General features: G+C 71.5%; 29 protein-coding genes and 1 tRNA gene. 21 read left to right on the top strand and 9 right to left on the bottom strand.

The window, feature by feature from the left end:
- The first annotated feature begins 60 nt into the window (after positions 1–60).
- The 8 genes from eno (at position 61) to FJQ56_RS03570 (ending at position 5248) form a co-directional block, all read left to right on the top strand.
- Complete coding sequence (gene eno / locus FJQ56_RS03605) at positions 61–1338, top strand: phosphopyruvate hydratase (protein ID WP_140007818.1); 1278 nt, start codon at positions 61–63, stop codon at positions 1336–1338.
- Positions 1339–1369: 31 nt separating this feature from the next.
- Positions 1370–1972 (top strand): FtsB family cell division protein, encoded by a 603-nt coding sequence (locus FJQ56_RS03600; protein ID WP_170215245.1) that lies wholly within the window; start codon positions 1370–1372, stop codon positions 1970–1972.
- Positions 1969–2460 carry a DUF501 domain-containing protein gene (locus tag FJQ56_RS03595; RefSeq protein WP_140007816.1) on the top strand — a complete coding sequence of 164 codons (492 nt, stop codon included), beginning with the start codon at positions 1969–1971 and terminating at the stop codon, positions 2458–2460. Before FJQ56_RS03600 ends, FJQ56_RS03595 begins: the two co-directional genes overlap by 4 nt.
- Positions 2453–3364, top strand: a complete 912-nt coding sequence (locus FJQ56_RS22360) for a Ppx/GppA phosphatase family protein (protein WP_140007815.1) — start codon at positions 2453–2455, stop codon at positions 3362–3364. Before FJQ56_RS03595 ends, FJQ56_RS22360 begins: the two co-directional genes overlap by 8 nt.
- On the top strand, positions 3361–4050 hold the full coding sequence (locus FJQ56_RS03585) for a uracil-DNA glycosylase (protein WP_211350736.1): 690 nt from the start codon (positions 3361–3363) through the stop codon (positions 4048–4050). The genes FJQ56_RS22360 and FJQ56_RS03585 overlap by 4 nt, the downstream gene beginning before the upstream one ends.
- An 8-nt stretch (positions 4051–4058) precedes the next feature.
- Positions 4059–4583 carry a glycine cleavage system transcriptional repressor gene (locus FJQ56_RS03580; RefSeq protein ID WP_246083967.1) on the top strand — a complete coding sequence of 175 codons (525 nt, stop codon included), beginning with the start codon at positions 4059–4061 and terminating at the stop codon, positions 4581–4583.
- On the top strand, positions 4583–5143 hold the full coding sequence (def, locus tag FJQ56_RS03575; protein ID WP_140007812.1) for a peptide deformylase: 561 nt from the start codon (positions 4583–4585) through the stop codon (positions 5141–5143). Before FJQ56_RS03580 ends, def begins: the two co-directional genes overlap by 1 nt.
- A gap of 31 nt (positions 5144–5174) precedes the next feature.
- Positions 5175–5248, top strand: a tRNA-Leu gene (locus FJQ56_RS03570).
- 15 nt (positions 5249–5263) lie between these two features.
- Here FJQ56_RS03570 and FJQ56_RS03565 read toward each other — a convergent pair.
- Positions 5264–5830 carry a M23 family metallopeptidase gene (locus tag FJQ56_RS03565; RefSeq protein WP_140007811.1) on the bottom strand — a complete coding sequence of 189 codons (567 nt, stop codon included), beginning with the start codon at positions 5828–5830 and terminating at the stop codon, positions 5264–5266.
- A 39-nt stretch (positions 5831–5869) separates the two neighbouring features.
- The gene (locus FJQ56_RS03560; protein WP_211350735.1) at positions 5870–6187 is read right to left on the bottom strand and encodes a hypothetical protein; all 318 of its coding nucleotides are present in this window, start codon (positions 6185–6187) and stop codon (positions 5870–5872) included.
- Between the two features lie 93 nt (positions 6188–6280).
- Here FJQ56_RS03560 and FJQ56_RS03555 point away from each other — a divergent pair, with 93 nt between their 5' ends.
- A complete protein-coding gene (locus tag FJQ56_RS03555; protein WP_140007810.1) occupies positions 6281–6664 on the top strand; it encodes a hypothetical protein in 384 nt (127 codons plus the stop codon).
- An 84-nt stretch (positions 6665–6748) separates the two neighbouring features.
- Here the strand turns inward: FJQ56_RS03555 and FJQ56_RS03550 are convergent, their stop codons facing one another.
- Positions 6749–7984, bottom strand: coding sequence for an HNH endonuclease signature motif containing protein (locus FJQ56_RS03550; RefSeq protein ID WP_140007809.1), 1236 nt, complete (start codon positions 7982–7984; stop codon positions 6749–6751).
- Between the two features lie 217 nt (positions 7985–8201).
- Entirely contained in the window at positions 8202–8504 is a 303-nt protein-coding gene (locus FJQ56_RS03545) for an MmcQ/YjbR family DNA-binding protein (RefSeq protein ID WP_140007808.1), read from the bottom strand.
- Between the two features lie 85 nt (positions 8505–8589).
- Here FJQ56_RS03545 and FJQ56_RS03540 point away from each other — a divergent pair, with 85 nt between their 5' ends.
- Positions 8590–9261 (top strand): SAM-dependent methyltransferase, encoded by a 672-nt coding sequence (locus FJQ56_RS03540; protein ID WP_140007807.1) that lies wholly within the window; start codon positions 8590–8592, stop codon positions 9259–9261.
- Between the two features lie 129 nt (positions 9262–9390).
- Positions 9391–10242 carry a Bax inhibitor-1/YccA family protein gene (locus tag FJQ56_RS03535; RefSeq protein ID WP_140007806.1) on the top strand — a complete coding sequence of 284 codons (852 nt, stop codon included), beginning with the start codon at positions 9391–9393 and terminating at the stop codon, positions 10240–10242.
- 203 nt (positions 10243–10445) lie between these two features.
- Here the strand turns inward: FJQ56_RS03535 and FJQ56_RS03530 are convergent, their stop codons facing one another.
- A complete protein-coding gene (locus FJQ56_RS03530; RefSeq protein WP_211350734.1) occupies positions 10446–11018 on the bottom strand; it encodes an SGNH/GDSL hydrolase family protein in 573 nt (190 codons plus the stop codon).
- 209 nt (positions 11019–11227) lie between these two features.
- On the opposite strand from FJQ56_RS03530, the gene FJQ56_RS03525 reads away from it, so the two are divergent.
- Together FJQ56_RS03525 and FJQ56_RS03520 are read left to right on the top strand one after the other, a co-directional pair.
- Positions 11228–12364 (top strand): helix-turn-helix domain-containing protein, encoded by a 1137-nt coding sequence (locus tag FJQ56_RS03525; RefSeq protein ID WP_140007805.1) that lies wholly within the window; start codon positions 11228–11230, stop codon positions 12362–12364.
- Positions 12364–12921, top strand: a complete 558-nt coding sequence (locus FJQ56_RS03520) for a PIN domain-containing protein (protein ID WP_211350733.1) — start codon at positions 12364–12366, stop codon at positions 12919–12921. Before FJQ56_RS03525 ends, FJQ56_RS03520 begins: the two co-directional genes overlap by 1 nt.
- Positions 12922–12946: 25 nt before the next feature.
- On the opposite strand, the gene msrA is transcribed toward FJQ56_RS03520, so the two are convergent.
- Entirely contained in the window at positions 12947–13594 is a 648-nt protein-coding gene (gene msrA, locus FJQ56_RS03515; protein WP_140007804.1) for a peptide-methionine (S)-S-oxide reductase MsrA, read from the bottom strand.
- Between the two features lie 134 nt (positions 13595–13728).
- Here msrA and FJQ56_RS03510 point away from each other — a divergent pair, with 134 nt between their 5' ends.
- From FJQ56_RS03510 to ilvA, 4 genes are read left to right on the top strand one after another with little or no spacing between them, the layout of a single operon-like run.
- Positions 13729–14892, top strand: a complete 1164-nt coding sequence (locus tag FJQ56_RS03510) for a cystathionine gamma-synthase (RefSeq protein WP_140007803.1) — start codon at positions 13729–13731, stop codon at positions 14890–14892.
- A complete protein-coding gene (locus FJQ56_RS03505) occupies positions 14879–16282 on the top strand; it encodes a glutamate mutase L (RefSeq protein ID WP_140007802.1) in 1404 nt (467 codons plus the stop codon). Before FJQ56_RS03510 ends, FJQ56_RS03505 begins: the two co-directional genes overlap by 14 nt.
- Positions 16283–16291: 9 nt before the next feature.
- Positions 16292–17704, top strand: a complete 1413-nt coding sequence (locus FJQ56_RS03500) for an AI-2E family transporter (protein WP_140007801.1) — start codon at positions 16292–16294, stop codon at positions 17702–17704.
- On the top strand, positions 17691–18914 hold the full coding sequence (gene ilvA / locus FJQ56_RS03495) for a threonine ammonia-lyase (RefSeq protein WP_140007800.1): 1224 nt from the start codon (positions 17691–17693) through the stop codon (positions 18912–18914). Before FJQ56_RS03500 ends, ilvA begins: the two co-directional genes overlap by 14 nt.
- A gap of 94 nt (positions 18915–19008) precedes the next feature.
- Here ilvA and greA read toward each other — a convergent pair whose 3' ends face one another.
- Together greA and FJQ56_RS03485 are read right to left on the bottom strand one after the other, a co-directional pair.
- A complete protein-coding gene (greA, locus tag FJQ56_RS03490; protein ID WP_140007799.1) occupies positions 19009–19515 on the bottom strand; it encodes a transcription elongation factor GreA in 507 nt (168 codons plus the stop codon).
- Positions 19516–19644: 129 nt separating this feature from the next.
- The gene (locus FJQ56_RS03485) at positions 19645–20049 is read right to left on the bottom strand and encodes a DUF4307 domain-containing protein (protein ID WP_140007798.1); all 405 of its coding nucleotides are present in this window, start codon (positions 20047–20049) and stop codon (positions 19645–19647) included.
- A 34-nt stretch (positions 20050–20083) separates the two neighbouring features.
- Between FJQ56_RS03485 and mca the strand changes: the two genes are divergently transcribed.
- From mca to FJQ56_RS03465, 4 genes are read left to right on the top strand one after another with little or no spacing between them, the layout of a single operon-like run.
- Entirely contained in the window at positions 20084–21007 is a 924-nt protein-coding gene (gene mca, locus FJQ56_RS03480) for a mycothiol conjugate amidase Mca (protein WP_140007797.1), read from the top strand.
- On the top strand, positions 21004–21279 hold the full coding sequence (locus FJQ56_RS03475) for a hypothetical protein (protein ID WP_140007796.1): 276 nt from the start codon (positions 21004–21006) through the stop codon (positions 21277–21279). Before mca ends, FJQ56_RS03475 begins: the two co-directional genes overlap by 4 nt.
- A 52-nt stretch (positions 21280–21331) precedes the next feature.
- Positions 21332–22924: a GMC family oxidoreductase gene (locus FJQ56_RS03470; RefSeq protein WP_140007795.1), complete on the top strand. Its 1593-nt coding sequence runs from the start codon at positions 21332–21334 to the stop codon at positions 22922–22924.
- Positions 22921–24480, top strand: coding sequence for an aldehyde dehydrogenase family protein (locus tag FJQ56_RS03465; RefSeq protein WP_246083966.1), 1560 nt, complete (start codon positions 22921–22923; stop codon positions 24478–24480). The genes FJQ56_RS03470 and FJQ56_RS03465 overlap by 4 nt, the downstream gene beginning before the upstream one ends.
- A gap of 205 nt (positions 24481–24685) precedes the next feature.
- Here FJQ56_RS03465 and FJQ56_RS03460 read toward each other — a convergent pair whose 3' ends face one another.
- On the bottom strand, positions 24686–25090 hold the full coding sequence (locus FJQ56_RS03460; protein ID WP_140007794.1) for a thioredoxin family protein: 405 nt from the start codon (positions 25088–25090) through the stop codon (positions 24686–24688).
- Between the last annotated feature and the right edge of the window lie 24 nt (positions 25091–25114).

The following is a 25114-nucleotide window of genomic DNA, read 5'->3' as shown; positions in this document are numbered from 1 at the left end:
CGACGAGGGGGTCAGCGGTAGCGTGAGGCGACCCCTCGTCCCCTGGCAGGAAGCAGTCACATGGCATCGATCGAAGCCGTCGGCGCACGCGAGATCCTCGACTCGCGCGGCAACCCCACCGTCGAGGTCGAGGTGGCCCTCGACGACGGCGCGTTCGCCCGCGCGGCGGTGCCGAGCGGCGCCTCGACCGGCGCGTTCGAGGCCGTCGAGCTGCGTGACGGTGGTCCCCGCTACGGCGGAAAGGGCGTGGCGACGGCGGTCGACGCGGTGATCAACAAGATCGGTCCGGCCATCGAGGGCATGACGGTCGACGACCAGCGCCTGATCGACCAAGCGATGATCGACCTCGACGCCACCCCCAACAAGGCCGACCTCGGCGCCAACGCCATCCTCGGCGTCTCGCTCGCCGTGGCCCGCGCCGCGGCCGACTCCAGCGGCCTGCCGCTCTACCGCTACATCGGTGGTCCCAACGCCCACGTGCTGCCGGTGCCGATGCTCAACATCCTCAACGGCGGCGCCCACGCCGACACCAACGTCGACGTGCAGGAGTTCATGATCGCGCCGATCGGGCTGCCGACGTTCCGCGAGGCGCTGCGCGCCGGCGCGGAGGTCTACCACTCGCTCAAGAGCGTGCTCAAGGGCCGCGGACTGGCGACCGGCGTCGGTGACGAGGGCGGCTTCGCGCCCAGCCTCGACTCCAACCGGGCCGCGCTCGACCTCATCTCCGAGGCGATCGAGAAGGCCGGCTACCAGGTCGGCACCGACATCGCGCTCGCCCTCGACGTCGCGGCCTCGGAGTTCTGCGAGGGCGGCACCTACACCTTCGAGGGCGCGCCCAAGACCGCCGCCGAGATGACGGCCTACTACGCCGAGCTCGTGGCGTCGTACCCGATCGTCAGCATCGAGGACCCCCTCGACGAGGACGACTGGGAGGGCTGGAAGGCGATGACCGACCAGCTCGGCTCCCAGATCCAGATCGTCGGCGACGACCTGTTCGTCACCAACGTCGAGCGGCTGCAGCGCGGCATCACCGGCGGCAACGCCAACTCGCTGCTGGTCAAGGTCAACCAGATCGGCTCGCTCACCGAGACCCTCGACTCCGTCGACCTGGCTCACCGCAACGGCTTCCGCTGCATGATGAGCCACCGCTCGGGCGAGACCGAGGACACCACGATCGCCGACCTCGCCGTGGCCACCAACTGCGGCCAGATCAAGTCCGGCGCCCCGGCCCGCAGCGACCGCACGGCCAAGTACAACCAGCTCCTGCGCATCGAGGAGGAGCTGGGCGACGCCGCCCGTTACGCCGGAGCTGCCGCCTTCCCGCGTTTCGCGCGCTGATCCGGGCCCCTCTCGGGGGAGGATGGTCTCCATGTCCACGTCGGGATCGGGTCGCCGTACGCCGTCACGCGGGTCGCGTCCCGCGGGCCGCGGCGGCGGTCCCGGTCGCGCCCGCACCCCGCGGCCGCGCACGACCCCGGTGGCGACGCGCGGGGCCGCCCCGGCTGCTGCGAGGCCGTCGCCGCGGCTGACGAGTCGCGCGGCGATCCTGGTGCTGGTCCTGGCCGTGCTGGCCATCTCGGCCTCCTCGCTGGCCCGCGCCTACCTCCCGCTGCGCGACGGCATGCAGGCCAACATCGAGGGCAACCGGGCCAAGGAGGCCCGCAACGCGGAGATGGAGCGCGAGATCGCCCGCCAGAGCACCGACGAGTACGCCGAGCAGGAGCTGCGCAAGCTCGGCTACGTCCGCCCCGGCGAGGTTCCCTACGTCGCCGTCGACGGCGGCAAGCCGCTCGACGTCGAGGCGAGGCTGAGCGACCCCAGCACCGTCGACCCGGCCGAGCCGAAGGCGTGGTGGGACGGCGCGTGGCAGTCGATGAAGGTCGCCGGCAACCCGCCCCGGCGCACCGATCCGCTGCCGCAGACCATGATCAAGGACCCCGAGGGCGCCCCGGCCGAGGAGTCCGCGGAGTGATCGAGCCCGCCGACGAGGCGGCGATCCGGGCCCAGCTCGGTCGGCCGCCGCGCGCCATCCACGGGGTAGGTCATCGGTGCCCCTGCGGCAACCCCGACGTCGTGACCACCGAGCCGCGGCTGCCCAACGGCGACCCGTTCCCGACGACCTTCTACCTCACCTGCCCCCGGGCCGCGTCGCTGATCGGCACCCTCGAGGGCGGCGGGGTGATGAAGGAGATGCAGGCGCGTCTCGGCGAGGACCCCGAGCTCGCCGCCGGCTACCGCGCCGCACACGAGGCCTACCTCGCCTTCCGGGCGACCCTCGGCGACGTGCCCGAGATCGACGGGGTCTCCGCCGGTGGCATGCCCGACCGGGTCAAGTGCCTGCACGTGCTAGCCGGGCACGCCCTCGCGGCGGGTCCCGGCGTCAACCCGCTGGGCGACGAGGTGCTCGAGCGCCTGGGGGAGTGGTGGGCGAGCGGCCCGTGCGTCTCGGTCGATGACTAGGCCGGTCGCCGCCATCGACTGCGGCACCAACACGATCAAGCTGCTGGTCACCGGGCCCGCCGGCGAGCTGGTCCGCGAGATGCGGATGGTGCGCCTCGGCGAGGGCGTCGACCACACGGGCCTGCTCTCCGACGCGGCCCTGGAGCGGACCTTCTCGGCCATCGATGAGTACGCCGAGCTGCTGCACGAGCACGCCGTGCCGCCGTCGCGGGTGCGCTTCTGCGCGACGTCGGCGAGTCGCGACGCCCGCAACGCCGAGGTCTTCCGTGCCGGGGTGCGCGCGCGGCTCGGCGTCGAGCCCGAGGTGGTGAGCGGGGCCGAGGAGGCCGGGTTGGCCTACGGCGGCGCCGTGCGCCACCTGCGCGACGCGCCCCGCTACCCGGTGCTCGTCATCGACGTCGGCGGTGGGTCGACCGAGCTGGTGCTCGGCGACGCGTCCGGCCCGACGGCCGCACACTCGATGGACATCGGCTCGGTGCGCCTGCACGAGCGCCACCTGCGCTCCGACCCGCCCACCACGGCCGAGGTGGCCGCGGTCCTCGACGACGTCGACCGGGCCCTCGACGCCTGCCCCGTCGATCCCGCGGCGGCCGCGTCGGTGGTCGGCGTCGCGGGCACCGTGACCACGATCGCGGCCGGGGTGCTCGGGTTGGCGTCGTACGACCGGAGCGCGATCGACCAGTCCGTCCTGGCCACCGCCGATGTCATGGCGCTCGTCGACCGCCTGGTGGCCATGACCGTGGCCGAGCGGCTCGCGCTGCCGTGGATGCACCCGGGTCGTGCCGACGTCATCGGGGCCGGTGCGCTGATCCTCGGTCGGGTGCTCGAGCGCAGCGGGGGGTCGCGGCTGGTGGTCTCGGAGTCCGACATCCTGGACGGCATCGCGTGGTCGCTCCTCGCGTGAGGTCGCTCGACGACCTCGACTCCCGCGTCGTCTCCTGCCGGCGCTGCCCCCGGCTGGTCCGGTGGCGCGAGCAGGTCGCGCGAGACAAGCGGGCGTCGTACGCCGAGGAGACCTACTGGGGACGCCCGGTCCCGGGATTCGGCGCCGCCGAGCCGCGGGTGCTGGTCGTCGGGCTCGCGCCCGCGGCCCACGGCGCCAACCGGACCGGGCGGATGTTCACCGGCGACCGGTCCGGCGACTGGCTCTTCGCCTCGATGCACCGCGTCGGCCTGGCCAACCAGCCCACCAGCGTGAGCATCGACGACGGGCTCGAGCTGTTCGGCACCCGGGTGGTGGCGGCCGTGCGGTGTGCGCCGCCCGACAACAAGCCGACCACCGACGAGAAGGCGCGCTGCGCGACGTGGCTCGACGCCGAGCTCACGCTGGTGGCGCCCTCGGTGCGGGTGGTCGTCGCGCTCGGATCGATCGGCTGGGACGCCAGCCTCGCCGCGGCCCGTCGCGCCGGGTGGACCGTCCCGCGGCCCAAGCCGCGCTTCGGCCACGGCGCGGAGGCGGTGCTGGGTGCCCCGCACGGCGAGGTCCTGCTGCTCGGCAGCTACCACCCCAGCCAGCAGAACACCTTCACCGGGCGGCTGACCGAGCCCATGCTCGACGCCGTGCTCGGCCGCGCGGCCCGGCTGCGATGATCGGCCCCGTGAGTCAGACCCTCCACGCCATCACCGTCCTCGGCCACGACCGTCCCGGCATCATCGCCGAGACCACCGAGCGCCTCGCCGGGTTGGGCCTCAACCTCGAGGACTCGACGATGACCCTGCTGCGGGGTCACTTCGCGATGATGCTGGTCGGGTCGGGCACGGCGTCCGACACCGAGATCGCCGCGGCCCTCGAGCCGCTCACCACCGACGGCACGCTGTCCGTCACGGTCCGCGAGGTGCCCGTCGAGGACGCCCCCGCAGCAGCCGGTACGCCGTGGGTGCTGACCGTCCACGGCGGCGACCGCGCCGGCATCGTCTCGGCCGTGGTCGCCGAGGTCGCCCGCGTCGGCGGCAACATCACCGACCTGACCACCCGCCTGGCCGGTGACCTCTACCTGCTGATCGCCGAGATCGACCTCCCGCTCGACGTCGACCAGGCCGGCCTCGACGTCGCGATCCGGGAGGTCGCCGGCGGCCTCGGGGTGGGGGCCTCCCTGCGTCCCGTCGAGACCGACGAGCTGTGATGTCGCTGCTCGACGACCCGGTGGCTCGCTGGACCGAGCTCGACCTCGGCGTCGCCGGACGCGTGCTCGACGTCGTACGCGCCCCCGACCCCGTGCTCTCCACCCCCACCAGCGCCGTCGACCCGACCTCCCCGGAGGTCGTCCAGCTCGCCGCCGACCTGGTCGCCACCATGCGCGTCAGCCCCGGTTGCGTCGGCCTCGCCGCCCCACAGGTCGGCGTGAGCTCGATGGTGTTCTGCGTCGACGTGTCGCAGCACCCCAAGGTCCGCGACCACCACGGCACCTTCGTCCTGGTCAACGCCGAGGTCGTCTCCAGCTCGCGCAACGAGAAGGGCCGCGAGGGCTGCATGAGCGTCCCCGACCTGACCGGCGACGTGAAGCGGGCGAGCCGACTGGTGGTGACCGGGCACCTCCCCGGCACGGGCGAGCGTGTCGAGGTCGAGGCCAACGCGTTCGAGGCCCGTGCCCTGCAGCACGAGATCGACCACTGCGCCGGCCTGCTGTTCCTGGACCGGGTCGCCGGCGCCCACGCCGTCTACGCTCGCCAGACCTACCTGTAGCCAGACCTACCTGTAACCGGTCCGCCGGCCCGCCCCCGTATCCCAATCGGCAGAGGAAATCGCCTTAAAAGCGACTCAGTCTGGGTTCGAGTCCCAGTGGGGGCACCCGTTCGGTCCTGCTCAGTTCTGCGGTCGCGGCTTCAGCCCGAGGAGCTTGACCGGGTGCGCGGCGGTGGACAGCCCGCCGCCGACCTTGCGCCGCTCGAAGTGCAGGTGGCACCCGTCGGGTGCGCCGCTGTCGCCCACCCGGGCGATCCGCCAGCCACGGCGTGCGCCGTGGCCCTCCTTGACGTAGACCTTGCTGGCGTGGCCGATCACGACGTCCCAGCCGAGCGCGCTGTTGCGCAGCCGCAGCGGTCGCGTGCCGTACGCCGGCCCGAGGGTGCTGGGGGAGACCACGCGCAGGTCGCGCCCGGCGTACAGCAGCGTGCCGCAGTCCATCGCGACGTCGATCCCGTGGTGGAAGCCCTGCTTGTCGCGACAGCGCGAGTCGGGTGCGTAGTAGGGCGCCCGGGTGCAGCCGAACGGGACCATGATCCGGTGCGCCCCCTCGAACCACGGCGACACGTAGCGGGTCTTGTTGCCCGTGTAGAACACCCACCGCGGGTCGTCGGCCCGAGCGTCGGTGACCGGCGAGAGCAGGGCGATCAGCCCCAGGAGGGCCACGAGAAGGCGTCCGAGTTGCATGGCCCCACCTAACCCCACCGGGGGCGTGAGGTCACGGCGTCATCTGCGTCGCGGGGATGGCCCGCGGCGCCGGCGCCACCAGCGGACGAACAGCTCCCAGCGGCTGTAGTCCTCGATGTAGCCGGTCTCCGGGTCCACGAGGCTCAAGAAGTTGCGGATCGAGTCCACGTGCTGCTCGGTCGAGCGTTCTGCGTGGTCGGAGCCCCTGCTGGTGAACCCGTAGTCCTCGGCGGGCGGAGTCAGACGGCTGTAGTGGTAGGCGCCCGGCTGCTCCGGGTCGTGGGTGACCTCGAACCGGACGCCGTCGACCGTGATCTCGAGGGCATCGGGTGAGCTGCCCGGCGCGCGGTCGTCCATGGCTGGAGTCAAGCAGCAGGCGGGCGCGGTGGAGAGCGTCGGCCCGGGCTCACCGCCGCAGGTCGGGCGTCGTGGGCGTGGCACCCTGAACTCGTGGCGGTGGACGAGAGCGAGCGTCGCCACGACATGTACGACGCGCTGTTGGGGCCCCACGACCAGCGCGTGCAGCGGGGCGGGTGGGTCTACTACATCCGGGCCGTGAAGTGGGAGCAGGACTTCACGGCTCGGGGCGTGCAGCCAGGCGGGGAGTTGCTCGTCGACGCCCTCCGACTGGTGACCCGTGCTCTCCGTCGAGCTCGTTCCGGTCGTCGCCCGTGGGTGATCGGCGTGGTCCGCATCGGGGACGTCTCCACCTGGAACGACCGCACACCGCGGGTGGTGTGCCGCGAGACGTTGGGGCGGGGTCACGCGCCACAAACCCGGATTGCCGAGCTCGTGGTGCGGGCGCAGAACGGTGAGTACGCGCCCACGCCCTAGCAGCTGCCCGCAGTCACGACCACGTGAGTCGCGCCGGATCTGGTCGTCATGGCGGCGGCTGTGGGTGTGAGGCATCCTGCGACATCAGGTGCGCGTGGGGTCGTGGCCGGGTTGGTGGACGCGGGCGTGGTGGAACGGGCAGTAGAGCGTGGTCGTCCTCAGGTCGGTGGTGCCGCCCTGGGCCCAGGGGATGTCGTGGTGGGCGTGGCACAGGTAGCCAGGTACGTCGCAGCCCGACTCGTGTTGGCAGTGGCGTTGCTCGACGATCGCGGCCAGGCGTTGGGCGGGGGTGTGGAACCTGTGCTTGCGTCCTAGCGCCAGGACTTCCCCGGATGCGTTCATCCAGGCCGGGATGATCCCGGCCCCGCAGGCCAGGCGGAGGTACTCGGTGGGGCTGATCTTGGTGCCCGTCTCCAACCGGGCAGCCTTCACCTTCCCCCGCAGGAGGTCGTAGTCGCCGACCACCACCACCGTGGCGGTCAGGCCGCCGATCTTGGGTAGCTGGGCGGGGTCATAGCCCTCGATCCAGTCGGTGAACGCCTGACCCAACCGGTCCGCGGACGGCTTCTGCCAGTCATAGGCCCCCGCACCCTGTTCGGCGCGGACGTGCTTGGGGGCGGCCAAGGCGTGGAGCTGCTTTCTGAACGCATCGGCCGCGGCGGTCGGGATGCTGAACCGTCCGTGGGTCAACCCGTCACCGTCATCCCCCATGGTGAGTCGGGTGCGTCTGCGGGCGCGTTCTTCCTGGGCTTCGAGGGCTCTGGCTTCGCGTTCGTCGGCGCCCTCGGGGTCAAGGCGTTCCCAGATCGCGTGGCCCAGGGTCGCCAGGGCGTCCGCGTCGTGACCGTGCCTGGCTTCCCCGAGGAGGAAGGTCTCGGCGCGGGCCTGGTCGTGGGCCGAGACCTTCTCGTCGTCCAACACCGCGACATGATTGGCGATGGCCTGGGCCTGCTCGGCGTGGATCTCGCCGCGAGCGGTCGCGGTGCGGGTGGGTTCGAGGTTGGCCAGGCCGGTGGCGAGCTTGGCCTTTGCTCGAGCAGACCGTCCGGTCACCCCGGTAGTGCGTTGGACCCAGCGGGCGACGTCGCGGCACTGCGCGGCACCGGGGAGGTCGAGGGTCTCGGCATGGCTGATCGACCTGGCTTCGAGCTCGGCGACACCGGCGCCGACCCGGGCGCCCAGGGCCACGACTCGGGTGGTCGTGGTGGCGTCCATGGTCCAAGTCGCGACGTCGGTCAGACCCTTGAGCTCGTCGAGGAACCGGCACAGCACTGCCTCGATCGGGTGTCCCGATCCGGGGGTGTCGGTGTGCTCGGCCATGGGTCCATTCCAGCACCGACCACCGACAGTCTCGGGACGACTTTCCCGCTCAACCACAGGGGTTGTGGACAACCCGACAGGCACCCTGACCTGTGGACGACACCTGGTCAATTCCACAGCCGTGGCCGGGTCGGACGGGTCGGTTGCGGGCGTCTCGACTCGGACTCGCTGCCGCTTCCCACACCTCAGCCGACGTGCGGTCCGGGTCGGGCCGAGGTCAGGGCTGCTGCATCTCCCAGGCGAGGTCGATGGCGGTGCGCACGGCCTGAGCCGAAGCCCGATCCAGATACGCCTCGACCTTGTGGTGCGACTCCATGCGGGGCGGCACTCCGAAGCTGTCCGGGTACGCCTCGAGCAGTGACTCCCGCCTGCTCATGGGGACCCTGACGACCAGGACGTCCGGCTCCTGCAGGCGGGCGACCAGGCGGTCGCGGACGTACCACGCGGGTCGCGACTCGGTCCCTTTGCGCTTGACCCGCGGCAACGACTCGGCGTACCGACCGACCTCGTCCGGCGTCATCCGGAGAGGCTAGTCCTCCGCTCGCCGACCGGGTCGGGCGCGACGCCTTGTGCTCAGGTCGACCTGAAGTGGCACCGTGGTCACCATGAGCACCCACGACCACCAGCAGACGACCGGCGACGACCTGCGCCAGATGTTCACCCAGGAGTTCTGGGACGAGCGCTACGCGACCTCGGACCGGATCTGGTCGGGTCGGCCCAACGCCCGCCTGGTCGAGGAGCTCGCCGAGCTGGCCCCCGGCACCGCCGCCGACATCGGCTGCGGTGAGGGGGCCGACGTCGTCTGGCTGGCGTCGCGGGGCTGGACCGTCACCGGGGTCGACGTCTCCGGGGTCGCCCTGGCCCGGGCGGCGCAGCACGCGGCCGAGGCCGGAGTCGCCGAGCGGACCTCCTGGGCTCGCGTCGACGTCTTCGCGCTCGAGCCGCTGCCGGTGCCCGCGGGCGGGTTCGACCTGGTGACCGCCTCGTTCATGCACGTGCCGCCGGAGCAGTTCGACGCCGTCTACCGCCACCTCGCGGCCGCCGTGGCGCCCGGCGGGACGCTCGCGGTGCTGGCCCACCACCCCGACGACGTCCACACGGGCCTGCGCAACACCGAGCTCTCCCACCTGCTGTTCACCCCCGAGGCCGTCACCGCGGTCCTCGACCCCGACGAGTGGACCGTCGTCACCTCGCGCGTCGTCTCGCGCACCCAGGTCCACGAGGGGGTCGAGCACGAGGTGAGTGACACCGTCGTGCGCGCCGTACGCCGTTCGTGAGAGCTTGATGAGAACGGAACTAATCGAGCCCGCTGCTGCGTTTCACCGGGTGACGGGCCGTCTAGGATGGAGCCCGTCACGGTAGGCCCGTCACGATGACGGCCATCCAGGCCTCCAAGGAGGAGACCAATGCAGAGCAACAACCCGGTGTTCCGTCGCTCGGAAGAGTTCAACCGGGCCGGCGGAGCCGCCCAGACCCAGACCTACGCCGGCTACGGTCAGCCTGCCCAGTGGGGCACCGGCCAGCCCGGCAGCCCGCTCGGGTACGACGACCAGCGCCCGGCCTCCACGCGCGGCGGCGCCATGACCATCGACTCGGTGGTGCAGACGACGTCGATCACGCTCGGTGTCGTCTTCGTCGCGGCCTTCGCGACCTGGTTCCTGACCCCCGCGGTGACCAGCAACGAGGCCGCCTCGTCGATCTACGGCGTGGCGGTCGTCGGCAGCGTCCTGGCCTTCGTCCTGTCGCTGGTCAACTCGTTCAAGCGGGTCATCAGCCCAGCCCTCGTGCTGGCCTTCGCCGCGTTCGAGGGCGTGGCGCTCGGCGGCATCAGCAAGGTGTTCGACGCCTACTTCGGTGACTCGATCGTCATCCACGCGGTGCTCGGCACCTTCGCCGCCTTCGCCGGCACCCTGGCCGCCTACAAGTTCCTCAACATCCAGGTCGGCCAGAAGTTCAAGACCTTCGTGATGGCTGCGGTCTTCGGCATGATCGGCCTCAGCCTGCTCGAGCTCGTCCTCGGCCTCTTCGGCAGCCAGATGGGCATCTACGGCTTCGGCGCGATGGGCGCGCTCTTCGCCGGCGTCGGCCTGCTGCTCGGTGTCTTCATGCTGATCATGGACTTCGACTTCGTCGAGCAGGGCATCCGCAACGGCCTGCCCGAGCGCGAGTCGTGGCGTGCCTCGTTCGGCATGACGGTCAGCCTGGTCTGGATCTACACCAACCTGCTGCGCCTCCTGGCGATCTTCAGCGACAACTGATCCACCTGACAGACGGGCCGCCCCGCCCCGACGTCGGCGCGTAGCCGAAGGCCCCGGACCTCGTGTCCGGGGCCTTCGTCGTACGTCGGGTGCGGCCGGGTGCTCCGGCTGCGGGGGTCTCGAGGCTCGTCGCCGGGGCTCCTCGCACCTCGACCGACGTGGGGGCTCGTCGCCGGGCTCCTCGCACCTCGACCGGCGTGGGGTCAGGCGGGGCTCTCCTCGAGCTCGGGCGCGGCACCCTCGGTCTGTGGACGACGACGACGGTGACGCAGCTCGACCCAGCGCCCGCGTACGCCGTGGCGTCGCCCGCCCACCTCGGTGCCGTCCAGCTCGGTACCGGGCTCGTTGACCGCCGCGAGGGCGGCCTTGGTGACGGGCAGGACGCCCTCGCCGCGGTGGGTCTCCGGTCGCTCCTCGTCGTCGGCACCCAGGCCGAGGGCGACGAGCACCGACGGCAGCAGGATGCGGACCAGGGCGCGGTAGCCCTCGGCCGAGGGGTGGAACTGGTCGGGGCCGAAGAGGATCGCGGGCGCTGCTGCGAACTCGGGCCCCAGGACCGAGCCGAGCGAGACCGTGCGGCCGCCCTGCTGGATGACGGCGATCGTCTGCGCGGCCGCGAGACGGCGCGACCAGGCCCGGGCGACCTGCTTCAGCGGCGGCGCGATCGGCTTGATGGTGCCGAGGTCGGGACAGGTGCCGACGACGACCTCGACCCCCGCCGTACGGAGCCGGTGGACGGCCTCGCCCGCGACGTCGGTCCCCGAGTCTGGAACCACTCCTCGGAGTGGTCACCGACCCACTGCTGGTTGAAGAAGATGAGGTACTCGGTCATGGCTGCTCCTCCTCGCGGGGGCGGACCTCGTGTCCGCCGTCACCTGTCCTACGAACAGCATCGCGCGGATACGACACCCTCGGGGGGAGCAACAGGCGGGACACTTCACCGGCTCAAAAACGTGGTTCACAAGGGTGTGCCAGAATCGCACACATGGCTCATCCTGACGCTGCCGCACTTGGTGTACGAATCCGCGAGGCGCGGGTGCGGGCTGACCTGAGTCAGGAGGAGCTGGCCTCCCGGGTCGGTTTCTCTGGGCACTCGGTCGTCGCGAAGATTGAGACCGGCGTACGCAAGGTCAGTGCGCTCGAGCTGTCCGACATCGCTGCCGCGATCGGTATCCACATGATCGAGTTCTTCGAGGAGCCAGCACCAGCGATCGTGTCGCACCGGGAGAGTCGGACCCCTGGCGCGACCGACTCGACGGTTGACGCCCGACTCGCGCTGCTGGCGCGGGAGGTCGAGTTCGTCGACTCCTTGGACGGTGGTGACGGTCTCGGACTCGAGCGAGGGCCCCAGGAGCAGAGTGCCCCGACGACCGTCAAGGAGGCTGAGAGCCTGGCCGCCACGGCACGGGCACTGCTCGGCCTGGACTCGCTCGAGCCCATCCCGCATCTGGTCGAGGTGGTCGGCCGGGTCGGTCTGATCGCGTTCTCGGCGGATGTCGGCAAGGACCTCGCAGACGCCGGGACCGTCCTGTTGCGGAGTGGGGCCGTCGCCTTCGTCAACAGCCATTCGAACGTCGGTCGTAGGCGCCTCGCTCTTGCGCACGAACTCGGCCACTATCTCTGCGCCGATGACTACGTCATCGACTGGCGAGTTGACCTCTACGAGCCCAAGACGGCACCCATCGAGGCTCTTCTCGACCGGTTTGCCCGTGCCCTCCTGCTGCCTGCGGATGCGCTGGAAGAGGCGTGGGCATCGCGACTGGAGGAGCACGGGCCGCGCAGGGCAGCCGCCTGGGTCGCACACCACTATCGCGTCGACATGGCGACGCTCGCCCGACGACTTCGAGAGACGGGTCTTGCCGATCACCAGACTGCCGGGATCGTGCGCTCGCACCGCACCACGAGGTCCGACATCGTGGAGCTCGACCTGTACGTTCCGGCCGAGGAGATGGCTGGCACCACAGTTCCGCGCTCCTACGAGAAGGCAGTCCTGCTCTTGCTCGAGCACGAGCGCATCAGTCGCGAACGCGCTCTGGACCTGCTCCAGGGGACGTTGGGTGACGACGACCTCCCCGCTCCTAGAACTCGTCGCGATGGCGAGATCTGGAAATACGTCTACTGATGATCCCAGGTGACGATGCCTGGGTCTTCGACACCGGCCCGCTCAGAACCTTCGTGCTGAGTGGCTGGCTCGGAGTCCTGAAGTTTCTCGCCGGTGAGCGCCCAGTCTTCATTCCAGACGTCGTTCAACGAGAGCTGCGGCGCCAGGCTGCGGATGATCACGCGATCGGATCGGTACTCGATGCCGAATGGGTGCATGTGTTCACGTCGAGCGACACGGCGTACATGGCATCGTTCGCTCGCTACGCACACCGACTCGTCGCGGATGGACAGAACGAGGGCGAGTGTGGCGTCCTCGCCATGGGTGCGACCCTCGGCTGCGAGATGGTGATAGACGACAGCACGCCACGGGGGATCGCGGAGGAGGAGGGGCTCCGGGTGACTGCCACCGTTCCGATCCTGTGTGACGCGATTCGGGCGAAGCAGCTCACGCTCCCCATGGTGGAGCATGTGGCGGACGAGTTGCTGGCCAACGAGTACTACTTGCCGTTCGGTCCCGGAGGATTCCGCCGGCACGTGCTCGAGCATGGGCTGCTCGAATACGAGGAGACGATCTGACTAGGTGCCTGGTCTCCTGCGCCGGTCAGTGGGTCGCGGGGAACTTCACGCCCGTGTTGGCGTGGCAGCGGTAGCCGTGGGGGTTCTTGGCGAGGTACTGCTGGTGCTGCTCCTCGGCGTAGAAGTAGGGCACGTCGGCGGCGGCCCGGATCTCGGTCGTGATGTCGCCGAGCCGGCGGCGTCCGATCTCGTCCCCGTAGATCTTGGTCAGGTCACGGGCCGTCTGCTCCTGCTCGGGCGTCGTGAAGTAGATCGCGGAGCGGTACTGCGTGCCCACGTCGTTGCCCTGGCGCATCCCCTGCGTCGGGTCGTGGACCTCGAAGAACGTCTTGACCAGGTCGGCGTAGGAGACGACAGCCGGGTCGAAGACGATCCGCACGGCCTCGGTGTGGCCGGTGCGTCCCGAGCACACCTCCTCGTACGACGGGTGGGCGGTGAAGCCGCCGGCGTAGCCGACCGACGTGGACCAGACCCCGGGCACCTGCCAGTAGATCTCCTCGGCGCCCCAGAAGCAGCCGAGGCCGAAGACGGCGACCTCGTGGCCGGCGGGGACCTCGTCGGTGACGACCGGGGTCTTCAGGACGCGGTGCACGTCGCTGCGCTGGAACGGGTCGCTCACGCGGCCCGGCAGGGCACGGTCGGGGGTGACCATCTCGGACTTGCGGCTGAACATCTCGTCGCCTCCTGGCGGGATCGGGTCGTGGCCTCCACTACAACCGCGACGGTAGACGCTTCGTTCCACCCGCGGCCCGACGAACGGGTGACGGCGCACACGATGGGGCGCGACGGTCTGGATACCCTCGACAGGTGAGCGAGCAGGAGCACCACCTCAAGGCCGGGTTCGAGACCCGGGCGATCCACGCCGGCTACGAGCCCGACCCGACCACCGGTGCGGTGATCCCGCCGATCTACGCGACCTCCACCTACAAGCAGGACGGCGTCGGGGGGCTGCGCGGGGGCTACGAGTACAGCCGCTCGGCCAACCCCACCCGCACCGCCCTCGAGGGGGCCCTGGCCGCCGTGGAGGAGGGGGAGCGCGCCTTCACGTTCTCCTCCGGCCTGGCCGCCGAGGACACCCTGGTGCGCGCCACCTGCCGTCCCGGCGACCACGTCGTGCTGCCCGACGACGCCTACGGCGGCACCTTCCGACTCTTCGACAAGGTCGAGCGGGCCTGGGGCGTCGAGCACACCCCGGCGCCGGTCACCGACGTCGACGCCGTCCGGGCCGCGATCCGCCCGGGGCAGACCAGGCTGGTGTGGCTCGAGACGCCCACCAACCCGCTGCTCAACGTCGGCGACATCGAGGCCCTCGCCGCGGTGGCCCACGAGGCGGGCGCGCTGCTCGTCGTCGACAACACCTTCGCCTCGCCCTACCTGCAGCAGCCGCTGACCCTCGGCGCCGACGTCGTCGTGCACTCGACCACCAAGTACGTCGGAGGCCACTCCGACGTGGTCGGCGGCGCGCTCGTGGTCCGCGACCTCGACCTGGCTGAGAAGCTCACGTTCCACCAGAACGCGATCGGCGCCGTCCCCGGCCCGTTCGACAGCTTCCTGACCCACCGCGGCCTGAAGACCCTGGGCGTGCGGATGGACCGCCACTGCGACAACGCCGAGGCCGTCGTGGCCTTCCTCGCCGAGCACCCGGGCGTGGTCGAGGTGATCTACCCCGGCCTGCCGGAGCACCCCGGTCACGCGGTCGCCTCGCGCCAGATGAAGCGGTACGGCGGCATGGTGGCGTTCCGGGTCGTCGGCGGCGAGGACAAGGCGCTCGCGGTGTGCGAGCGCGCCCAGGTCTTCACCCTCGCCGAGTCGCTGGGCGGCATCGAGTCGCTCATCGAGCACCCCGGTCGGATGACCCACGCGAGCGTCGCGGGCACCGCCCTCGAGGTGCCGGCCGACCTGGTCCGGCTGTCGGTGGGCATCGAGAGCATCGACGACCTGCTCGCGGACCTCGATCGTGCCCTCGGCTGACGCTCCCGCCCCGACGGATCTGGTGCTCTGCGTCGACGTCGGATCGACCTTCACGAAGGCCACCCTGGTCGACCTGACGTCGGCGCGCGTCGTCGGCCACGCCGAGCACCGCACCACGATCGACACCGACGTCCTCGACGGCGTCGACGCGTGCGTGGCGGCCCTCGACGCGGCGGGCGTGCCGCTGCTGGCCTGCTCCAGCGCGGGCGGCGGCCTGCGGGTCGCCGTCGTCGGCAACGAGGAGCTCGTCACCGCCGAGGCAGGGCGCCGGGTGGCGCTGTCCAGCGGCGGCAAGGTCGTGGCGGTCGTGGCGGCGGCCGCGGGCGGGTTCGGCCTCGACGACCTGGCCCAGCCCGACGTGGTGCTGCTGACCGGGGGCACCGACGGCGGCAACACCGAGGTCATCCTGGCCGCGGCCGTCGCGCTGGTCGCGACCGGCTGGTCGGGGCCGGTGGTCGTGGCGGGCAACGTCGACGCGACCCAGGCGGTGTCCGAGGTGCTCGCCGGCCTGCCGGTGGTGACCGCCGACAACGTGGTGCCCCGGATCGGCGTCCTGCGGCCCGAGGGGGCCCGGGCCGCGATCCGCGAGGTGTTCCTCGCCCACGTCATCGGCGGCAAGCAGCTGAGCGCCCGCGACGGCGGCGCGGCCTTCGTCTCGATGGTGCGCGGCGCCACGCCCGACGTCGTGCTGACCGGGGTCGAGGTGCTGGCCCGCGAGCACGCCGAGGACGTCGTCGTCGTCGACGTGGGCGGCGCGACCACCGACGTGCACTCGATCGTCGAGCTCGACCCCGAGGACGGCGCGCTGGCCCGCGACGTCGTGGCCCCGACCGCGGTCACCCGCACCGTCGAGGCCGACCTCGGCATGCGGTGGTCGGCGCTGACGACCGTGGAGGCCGCCCTTCGAGACGGGCCCGGGGGGCCCTCCTCGAGCACCGGCCTGCGCGACCTCGAGCCGGCGGCCCGCGCCCGGGCCGAGCGGCCGTCGTACCTCCCGGAGAGCGAGGGCGACCGCGACGACGACGAGGCGATCGCCCGGGTCGCGATCGGGCTCGCGCTGCGTCGCCACGCGGGGCGCTCGCGGGTCGTCGTGGGACCCGGGGGACGGGTCATCGAGCGCACCGGCACCGACCTGCGCGAGGTGGGGCTGGTGGTGGCCTCCGGCGGCGTGCTCCGCCACGGTCGTCCGGGCGTGACCGCGCGGGTCCTCGACGGGAGCATCGGGCCCGATCTCGAGGGCGGCTGGCAGCTTCCCGAGCGCCCGGCCGTCGTGGTCGACGCCGACTACGTCCTCGCCGCGGTGGGGCTGCTCGTGGGCGAGCACCCGGAGGTGGCCCGTCGCCTGGCACGCACCCTTGCGGACGGTGCTGGCGACGTGGTCCGACCCTAGGGTGAGCGGGTGAACGACGACGCCCCCCACGAGCCGGTCCGTCCGGCCGACGACGCCGAGCCCGAGCAGCAGCGCCGCAGACGTCTCCGTCGCCGCCAGGAGATCGAGGACGCCGAGCGCGAGGAGCGCGTGACGGCGCGGATCGCCCACCACTGGGCGCAGCTGCGCGACGAGCGACGCGGCGAGCCGGCGCCGGCCGTCATCGTCTCGGGTCCCTCCAACTTCAGCCGGGCGCAGGTGCCGTGGGGCGTCGACCTGGCCGCCGCGTGGGCGTGGCGGTTCCTGGTGATCGTGGTGGCCGGCTACTTCATCGTGATGGCCATCGACCGGCTGCGCGAGGTCACCGTGCCGCTCGCCATCGCCCTGCTCATCGCTGCGCTGGTGAGTCCCCTCGTGCGTGCGCTCGGTCGCATCGGGGTGCCCCGCGGCCCGGCATCGCTGCTGACCGTGCTGCTGACGCTCGGGGTCATCGCGGGCCTGCTCACCCTGGCCGGCCAGCAGATCGCCGCCGGCGCCGACGACCTGGCGTCGTCGACGGCCGACGGCCTGGGCCAGATCCGCGACTGGCTCAAGACCGGGCCGCTGCACGCCAGTGACTCGCAGATCAACGACTACATCGAGTCGGCGCAGAAGGAGATCACCGCTCAGGTGCAGCAGGGCGACATCGCCGGCCGGGTCACCGAGGTCGGCAGCACCATCAGCCAGATCTTCACCGGGCTCTTCATCGTCCTGTTCGCCACCTACTTCTTCCTCGCCGACGGCGACCGCATCTGGGCGTTCCTCGTGCGCCTGTCGCCGCGCGCCGCCCGTGCGCGGGTCGACAGCAGCGGCCGGGTGGCCTGGACCTCGCTGACCCAGTTCGTGCGGGCCACCGTGATCGTGGCAGCGACCGACGCGGCCGGGGTGATGATCGGCGCCGCCGTCCTCGGGGTGCCCTTCGTCTTCCCGATCGGCGTCGTGGTGTTCCTCGGCGCCTTCGTGCCGCTCGTCGGCGCGTTCGTGGCCGGCGGGGTCGCCGTGCTGGTGGCCCTGGTGGCCGAGGGGCCGGTCGTGGCCCTGCTCATGCTGGGCGTGATCGTGCTGGTGCAGCAGCTGGAGTCGCACATCCTCCAGCCGTTCCTGATGGGCCGCTGGGTCGCCGTCCACCCCCTCGCCGTGATCATCGCGATCGCCACCGGCATCGTGCTGGCCGGCATCACCGGCGCGCTGATCGCCGTCCCGCTCACCGCCGTCGTCAACGCGGTCGTCACCCACCTCGCGAGCTACACCGGGCCGGGGGCGGACCCGGTGCACGAGCTCGCCGAGGACTACGGCGAGCAGGAGTCCACCGAGCCCGTGGAGGACCGGTCCGACGTCGACGCCGTGATGAAGGCCGACCACCAGACCGCCCAGGCCGAGGTCGAGGACGATGTCCAGCGCTGACCTGCCGCCCACGATCGGGCTCACCGACATCGAGGCCGCGCGCCGCGTCCTCGACGGCATCACCATCGAGACGCCGATGGAGGAGTCGCGCTGGCTGTCCTCGGTGGTCGGCGGGCCCGTCTGGCTCAAGTGCGAGAACCTCCAGCGCACGGGCTCCTTCAAGGCCCGCGGTGCCTACGTGCGCATCTCGCGGCTGAGCGCCAACGAGCGCGCCCGCGGCGTCGTCGCCGCGTCCGCCGGCAACCACGCCCAGGGGGTCGCGCTCGCGGCCCAGCGGCTCGGCATCAAGGCCACCGTGTTCATGCCCGAGGGGGCGCCCATCCCCAAGGAGAAGGCCACCCGCGGGTACGGCGCCGACGTCGTGTTCCACGGCCGCTACCTCGAGGACGCACTGATCGCGGCCCGGCGGTTCTCCGAGGAGACCGGCGCCGTCCTGATCCACCCCTTCGACCACCTCGACGTGATGGCCGGCCAGGGCACGGTCGGGCTCGAGATCCTCGAGCAGGTGCCCGACGTCGAGACCGTCGTCGTACCGACCGGTGGCGGCGGGCTGCTCGCCGGGATCGCCGTGGCCATCAAGGCGCTGCGTCCCGAGGTGAGCGTCATCGGCGTCCAGGCCAAGGGCGCCGCGGCCTACCCCGGCTCCCTCGCCACCGGGGCCCCGGTGCCCCTGACGCAGATGAAGACGATCGCCGACGGCATCGCCGTCGGGCTCCCCGGCGAGCTGACCTTCGCCGCCGTACGCGATCACGTCGACGAGATCGTCACCGTGACCGAGGAGGAGATGTCACGGGCGCTGCTGGCGCTCGTCGAGCGCGCCAAGATGATCGTCGAGCCGGCCGGCGCGGCCGCCGTGGCGGCCATGATGTCGCGCCCCACGGACTACCGCACCCCGGCGGTGGCGGTCCTCTCCGGCGGCAACATCGACCCGATCCTGCTCGGCAAGGTGATCCAGCACGGCATGGCCGCGGCGGGGCGCTACCTCAACCTCAACGTCAACATCCCCGACGTGCCCGGTGGCCTCGCGCTGCTGCTCGCCGAGGTCGGCGAGACCGGCGCCAACGTGCTCGAGGTCTTCCACGAGCGCATCTCGCCGTCGCTGCACCTCGACGAGGTCGACGTGCACCTGCAGCTCGAGACCCGCGGCGAGCCGCACGCCGAGCTGGTCAAGACACGGCTGCGCGAACGGGGCTACCGGGTCCTGGAGTAGCGGTCGGGACCACGGCGGCTCGGGGTGGCGGTGGGATAGCGACCGGTCCACGTCCGTGGATGGTCGCCAGCTCACCGCCCGCCCGACGGCTCGATCAGTCCGTGTACGGCGTCGCGCCCAGCACGACGACCTGCAGGGTCTTGCCGGTCGGGGCCTCGAAGGCGACGGTCTCGCCCTTCTTGGCACCGAGGAGGGCCTCGCCCAGGGGAGCCTGGGGGGAGTAGACGGCGACGTCGACGTAGTCCTCGTTCTCGCGGGCGCCGAGCAGGAACGTCTCGGCCTCGTCGTCGTCGTCGCCCTCGAACTTGTAGGTCACGACCTTGCCGACGGCCACGACGTCGTCGTCGGCGGGCTGGTCGGAGACGGCCTTGAGCAGGACGGCCTCGAGCTGGCGGATGGTGCCCTCGTTCTTGCCCTGCTCCTCGCGGGCGGCGTGGTAGCCGCCGTTCTCCTTCAGGTCGCCCTCGTCGCGGGCCTCGCTGATGCGGGTGACGATCTCCTCGCGCACCGGACCCTTGAGGTGGTCGAGCTCGGCCTTGAGCTTCTCGTGGGCGCCAGCGGTCAGCCAGATGGTGCTGCTCTGCTCGGTCGACTGGGACATGGGTGCTCCTGTGTGGTGCTCGACGATGGCGACATGTGCTGTGCGGGTGATCACGCGCGGCGGCCTGCTCACTGCGGCAGCCGAATGGTCGACCCTATCAAGCCGGCCGACGACGACTGGGACGACTGGTCAGCGCGGGCGGTTCTGCCCGGGGGCGGTGCAGCCCACGAGCTCGACCGAGGTCGCCCGCCGCTCGGTCCGCACCACCTGCTCGACCACGTCGCCCGGGCCGGGCTCGGGCCGGAAGGAGGCGGACCCGACCAGCGAGTGGTCCTCGGCGTAGGCCTTGACCGTGCAGGTCGCCTCGACGGTGTCGTCGCTCAGGTCGACGGTGAACCGGGCGACCGCCGTACCGTCGTCGACGATGGTGAAGGTGAGGTCGCCGGAGGCGACGTCGGGGTTGGCCTGCAGGAGGGTCGCCCAGCCGAGCCAGCCGCCGAAACCCAGCACCACGACGGCGATCGCGCCCAGCAGGACGCGGGTGCGCCAGGGGGCAGGAGCGCCGTAGCGCGCAGCCAGGTCCGTGGTGGTCACGAGTCGATCCTAGGCCGCTCCTAGGATGGCCGACATGGCGCAGGACTCCCGGACCACCCCGCCCCGCGCGGGCTACCGGCTGATGCACGTGCACGCCCACCCCGACGACGAGTCGAGCAAGGGCGCCGCGTCCACGGCCAAGTACGTCGCCGAGGGGGTCGACGTCCACGTTGTCACCTGCACCGGCGGTGAGCGCGGCTCGATCCTCAACCCCAAGATGGACCGGCCCGACGTGCTGGCCAACATCACCGAGATCCGGCGGCAGGAGATGGAGCGCGCCCGCGACATCCTCGGCGTGCGCCAGGACTGGCTGGGGTTCGTCGACTCCGGCTGGCCCGAGGGCGACCCCAAGCCGCCGCTGCCCGAGGGCTGCTTCGCCCTGGTGCCGCTCGAGGAGGCCACCGAGCGGCTGGTCCGCTTCATCCGGTCCTTCCGCCCCCACGTGATGACGACGTACGACGAGCGCGGCGGCTACCCCCACCCCGACCACATCCGCTGCCACGAGGTCGGTGTGGCCGCGTTCGAGGCAGCGGCCGACCCCGAGCGGTTCCCCGACGCGGGCGAGCCGTGGCAGGTGCTCAAGCTCTACTACCACCACGGCTGGAGCTACCCGAAGATCACCGCGATCCACCAGGCGATGCTCGACCACGGCCTCGAGTCGCCCTACGAGGAGCGGCTCAAGGAGTGGGTGCACGAGCCCGACTGGGACAAGCGGGTGACGACCAAGGTCGAGTGCGGCGACTACTTCGGCGTGCGTGACCAGGCGCTGCTGGCCCATGCCACCCAGATCGACCCCGACGGGTTCTGGTTCTCGATCCCGCGGGAGATCCAGACCTCGGTGTGGCCCACCGAGGACTACGAGCTGGTCACCAGCCACGTTGAGTCGACCCTGCCCGAGGACGACCTGTTCGCGGGGGTGGTCCTGACCGAGGACCCGAGTGGGACACTCGAGCCATGACCGTGCTCGCGTTCCTCATCACCGCCGCTCCCGAGGACAAGGACGTCGTCGCCGGCTGGACCGCCTTCGCGATCTTCGGCCTGCTGGCGCTCGCCGTCGCCATCCTCGGCTTCAGCCTGACCAAGCGGCTCAAGAACGTCGAGAAGGCCGCCGCCGCCGGGCTCTACGACCCCTCGGACCCGAAGTCGTCCGACGGACGGCCGCTGCGCGGCCTGGCCCTGGCGCGCCACCAGCGTGAGCAGGCCGCCGCCGCAGAGGCGCGCGACAGCTGATCATCGGCTGAGACCTGCCCGCGGTCGCGTACTGCGGAGTAGGTTTCGGGACGTGACCTACGACACCTACGACTACGTCGTCGTCGGCGCCGGCAGCGCGGGCGCCGTGCTCGCCGCCCGGCTGACCGAGGACCCGACCACCACCGTGCTGCTCGTCGAGGCCGGGGGTGCGCCCGAGGTCGACGAGGTGATGATCCCGGCGGCGTTCGTGGGCCTGGTGCAGACCAAGTGGGACTGGAACTACAAGACGACCGAGCAGAAGCAGCTGCACGGGCGCCGTACGACGTGGCCCCGGATGAAGGCCCTCGGCGGCTGCTCGGCGGTCAACGCGATGATCTACATCCGCGGCAACGCCGTCGACTACGACTCCTGGCGCGACAGCTACGGCGCGACCGGCTGGGGCTACGACGACGTGCTGCCCTACTTCAAGAAGGCCGAGGGCAACACCCGGCTCGGCGGCCGCTTCCACGGCACCGACGGCCCGCTGGTCGTCGAGGACCGGCGCTACACCCACGAGCTGACCAGCAGCTGGGTCGAGAGCGCGGTCGCGAGCGGGCTGAAGCGCAACGACGACTTCAACGGGGCCCAGCAGGAGGGGGCCGGCGCCTACCAGGTCACCTGCAACGGCGGCCAGCGCTGGTCGACGTACGACGCCTACCTCAAGCCGGCCATGGGGCGCCCCAACCTGACGATCGCGACCGGGGCGCTGGCCTCGCGCATCGAGATCGACGGCAGCGCGATGAGGGCGACCGGTCTGACGTTCCGCCAGAGCGGTCGGGAGCACACGGTCCACGCCCGTCACGAGGTGCTGCTGAGCGGGGGAGCGATCAACAGCCCGCAGCTGCTGATGCTCAGCGGCGTCGGTCCGACCAGCCACCTGGCCGAGCACGGCATCACGGCCAAGGTCGAGCTCGCGGGTGTGGGCGCCGGGCTGCAGGACCACCCCTACACGCCGATGCTCTGGCACACCAAGGACACGACGGACCTCGCCGACCTCAACACCCTCGGCAACTTCGTGAGGTGGAAAACGCGCAAGAAGGGGCCCCTGACCTCCAACGTAGCCGAGACCGGCGGCTTCTGGTCCTCGCGAGAGGGCCTCCCGGCGCCCGACCTGCAGGCGCACGTGCTGCCGACGGGCCTCTACGGCGACGGCATGGTCGAGCCGACCACCCGCATGGTCACGGTGCTCTCGACGCTCGTCGGCACCACCAGCCGCGGGTCGGTGCGGCTGCGCTCGGCCGACCCGACCTGGCACCCGGCCATCGACGCGGCGTACTTCGACGACCCGGCCGACCTCGACGCCATGGTCGCCGGCTGTCGCCGGATCGTCGAGATCACCCAGCAGGGCCCGATCTCGGCGATGATCGACCGCCCGTTCGAGCTCGGCACGACGCCGTCCGACGACGACCTGATCGAGCACGTCCGGCGCTACACGCAGACGACGTTCCACCCGACCTCGACCTGCGCGATGGGCGGCCCGGACCAGGAGGACGCCGTGGTCGACCCCGACCTGCGCGTGCGCGGTCTCGACGGCCTGCGCGTCGTCGACGCCTCGGTCATGCCGGCCGTCCCGCGCGGCAACACCAACGCCCCGACCGTCATGCTCGCCGAGAAGGCGGCCGACCTCATCAGGAGTGCCCGATGACCATGCAGGACAGCACCCAGGACAGCACCGTGGACCAGACCTCGCAGCAGACCTTCGACTCGCTGAGCCCGATCAACGGCGACGTCGTCGGCACCCATCCCGTCCACTCCGCCGAGGACGTGTCGGCCGCGGTGCTCCGCGCCCACGAGGAGGCGGCCTGGTGGTCGGCCCTGTCGTTCGACGAGCGCGCCGAGCAGCTGCTCACGTGGAAGGGCGTCATCACCCGGCGGATGGCGCAGCTGGCCGAGGTGATGCACCAGGAGACCGGCAAGCCCCACGGTGACGCGCTGCTCGAGGCCACCCTGGCCATCGACCACCTCGACTGGGCGGCCAAGAACGCCGACAAGGTCCTCAAGCGGCGCAAGGTCCCGTCGGGCCTGCTGATGGCCAACCAGGCCGCGACGGTGGAGTACAAGCCGCTCGGCGTCGTCGGCGTCATCGGGCCGTGGAACTACCCGGTCTTCACGCCGATGGGGTCCATCGCCTACGCCCTCGCCGCCGGCAACGCGGTCGTCTTCAAGCCCTCGGAGTACACCCCCGGCGTGGGGGAGTGGCTCGCCCGCACCTTCCACGAGGCCGTCGGCCGCCCGGTGCTCTCCGTGGTGACCGGGCTCGGCGAGACCGGGGCCGCGCTGTGCCACGCCGGCGCCGACAAGATCGCCTTCACCGGCTCGACCGCCACCGGCAAGCGCGTGATGGCCGCCTGCGCCGAGCACCTGACCCCGGTCGTCATCGAGGCGGGCGGCAAGGACGCCGTGATCATCGACCACGACGCCGACATCGAGGCAGCCGCCGACGCCGTGCTGTGGGGCGCCTGCGCCAACGCCGGCCAGACCTGCACCGGCGTGGAGCGCGTCTACGTCCACGAGAAGGTCTACGACGCGTTCGTCGCCGAGATCGTCAAGCAGGCCGAGACGCTGCGCGCCGACGACTCCGCCGACAGCCCGCTCGGCCCGATCACCATGCCCAAGCAGCTCGACGTGATCCGCTCCCACATCGACGACGCCCTGGCCCGCGGTGGTCGCGCGCTCGTGGGCGGCGCCGGCGCCGTCGGCGACCGCTTCGTGCAGCCGACCATCCTGGTCGACGTCCCCGAGGACTCCCTCGCGGTCTGCGAGGAGACCTTCGGGCCGACCGTCACGATCGCCCGCGTCGGCACGGTCGAGGAGGCCGTCCGGCGCACCAACGCCACGGCGTACGGCCTGGGCTCGACGGTGTTCTCGAAGGCCCGCGGCATGGAGATCGCCGAGCGGATCCGCTCGGGCATGACCGCCGTCAACGGCGTGATCACCTTCGCCGGCGTCCCGTCGCTGCCGTTCGGCGGGGTGGGCGACTCCGGCTTCGGGCGCATCCACGGCCCCGACGGGCTCAAGGAGTTCACCTACGCCAAGTCGATCGCCCGCCAGCGGTTCAAGCCGGTGATGCCGCTGACGTCGTTCAAGCGGACCGCGAAGCACGAGCAGCAGCTGGTGCAGCTGATGACGATGCTGCACGGGCGCGGTACGACGCTGCCCAAGCTCGGCAAGCCGGTCAAGGGTCGGGGCAAGAAGGCCTGAGGGTCGGGCGGGGCTCGGCGGGCTGGTTCGGCCGGCAACTCATTCGGCCGCCAACTCGTTCAATCGAACGGGTTGGTGGGGTCGGGTGGGCGGTGTGGGCGACCAACTCGTTCGATCGAACGAGTTGGTCGGCTCGAACCCCACCGAACCCGACCCGACCCGTTCGATTGCTCGAGTCGGGGGCCGGGCCGATCGCCCCCGGGGCTCAGGCCCCCGGCGGAGCCTGATCTGCGGGCTTGGTGGACTCGGCGGCCTCGGCCGCCGCGACCTGCCGGTGCACGTCCTGCATGTCGAGCCCGCGCACGCCGTCGATCACCTGGTCGAAGGCCGCCGGGGGCAGTGCGCCGGGCTGCGAGAAGACGAGCACGCCCTCGCGGAAGACCATCAGCGTCGGGATCGAGCGGATCCCGGCGGCCGACGCGAGCTCGCGCTGCTCCTCGGTGTTGATCGAGCCGAACGTGATGTCGGGGTGGGCCTCGGAGGCCGCCTCGTACGTCGGCGCGAACTGTTGGCAGGGCCCGCACCAGCTGGCCCAGAAGTCGACGAACAGGATGTCGTCGTCCGCGACGTGGGAGGCGAAGTTGTCACCGGTCAGCTCGATCGTGGCCATGCGTCCACGGTAGACGGCGGGTGT

It is taken from the genome of Nocardioides plantarum, from assembly GCF_006346395.1.
GTDB classification, from domain to species: Bacteria; Actinomycetota; Actinomycetes; order Propionibacteriales; family Nocardioidaceae; genus Nocardioides; species Nocardioides plantarum.
This window is presented reverse-complemented; position numbering and strand designations above follow the sequence as displayed.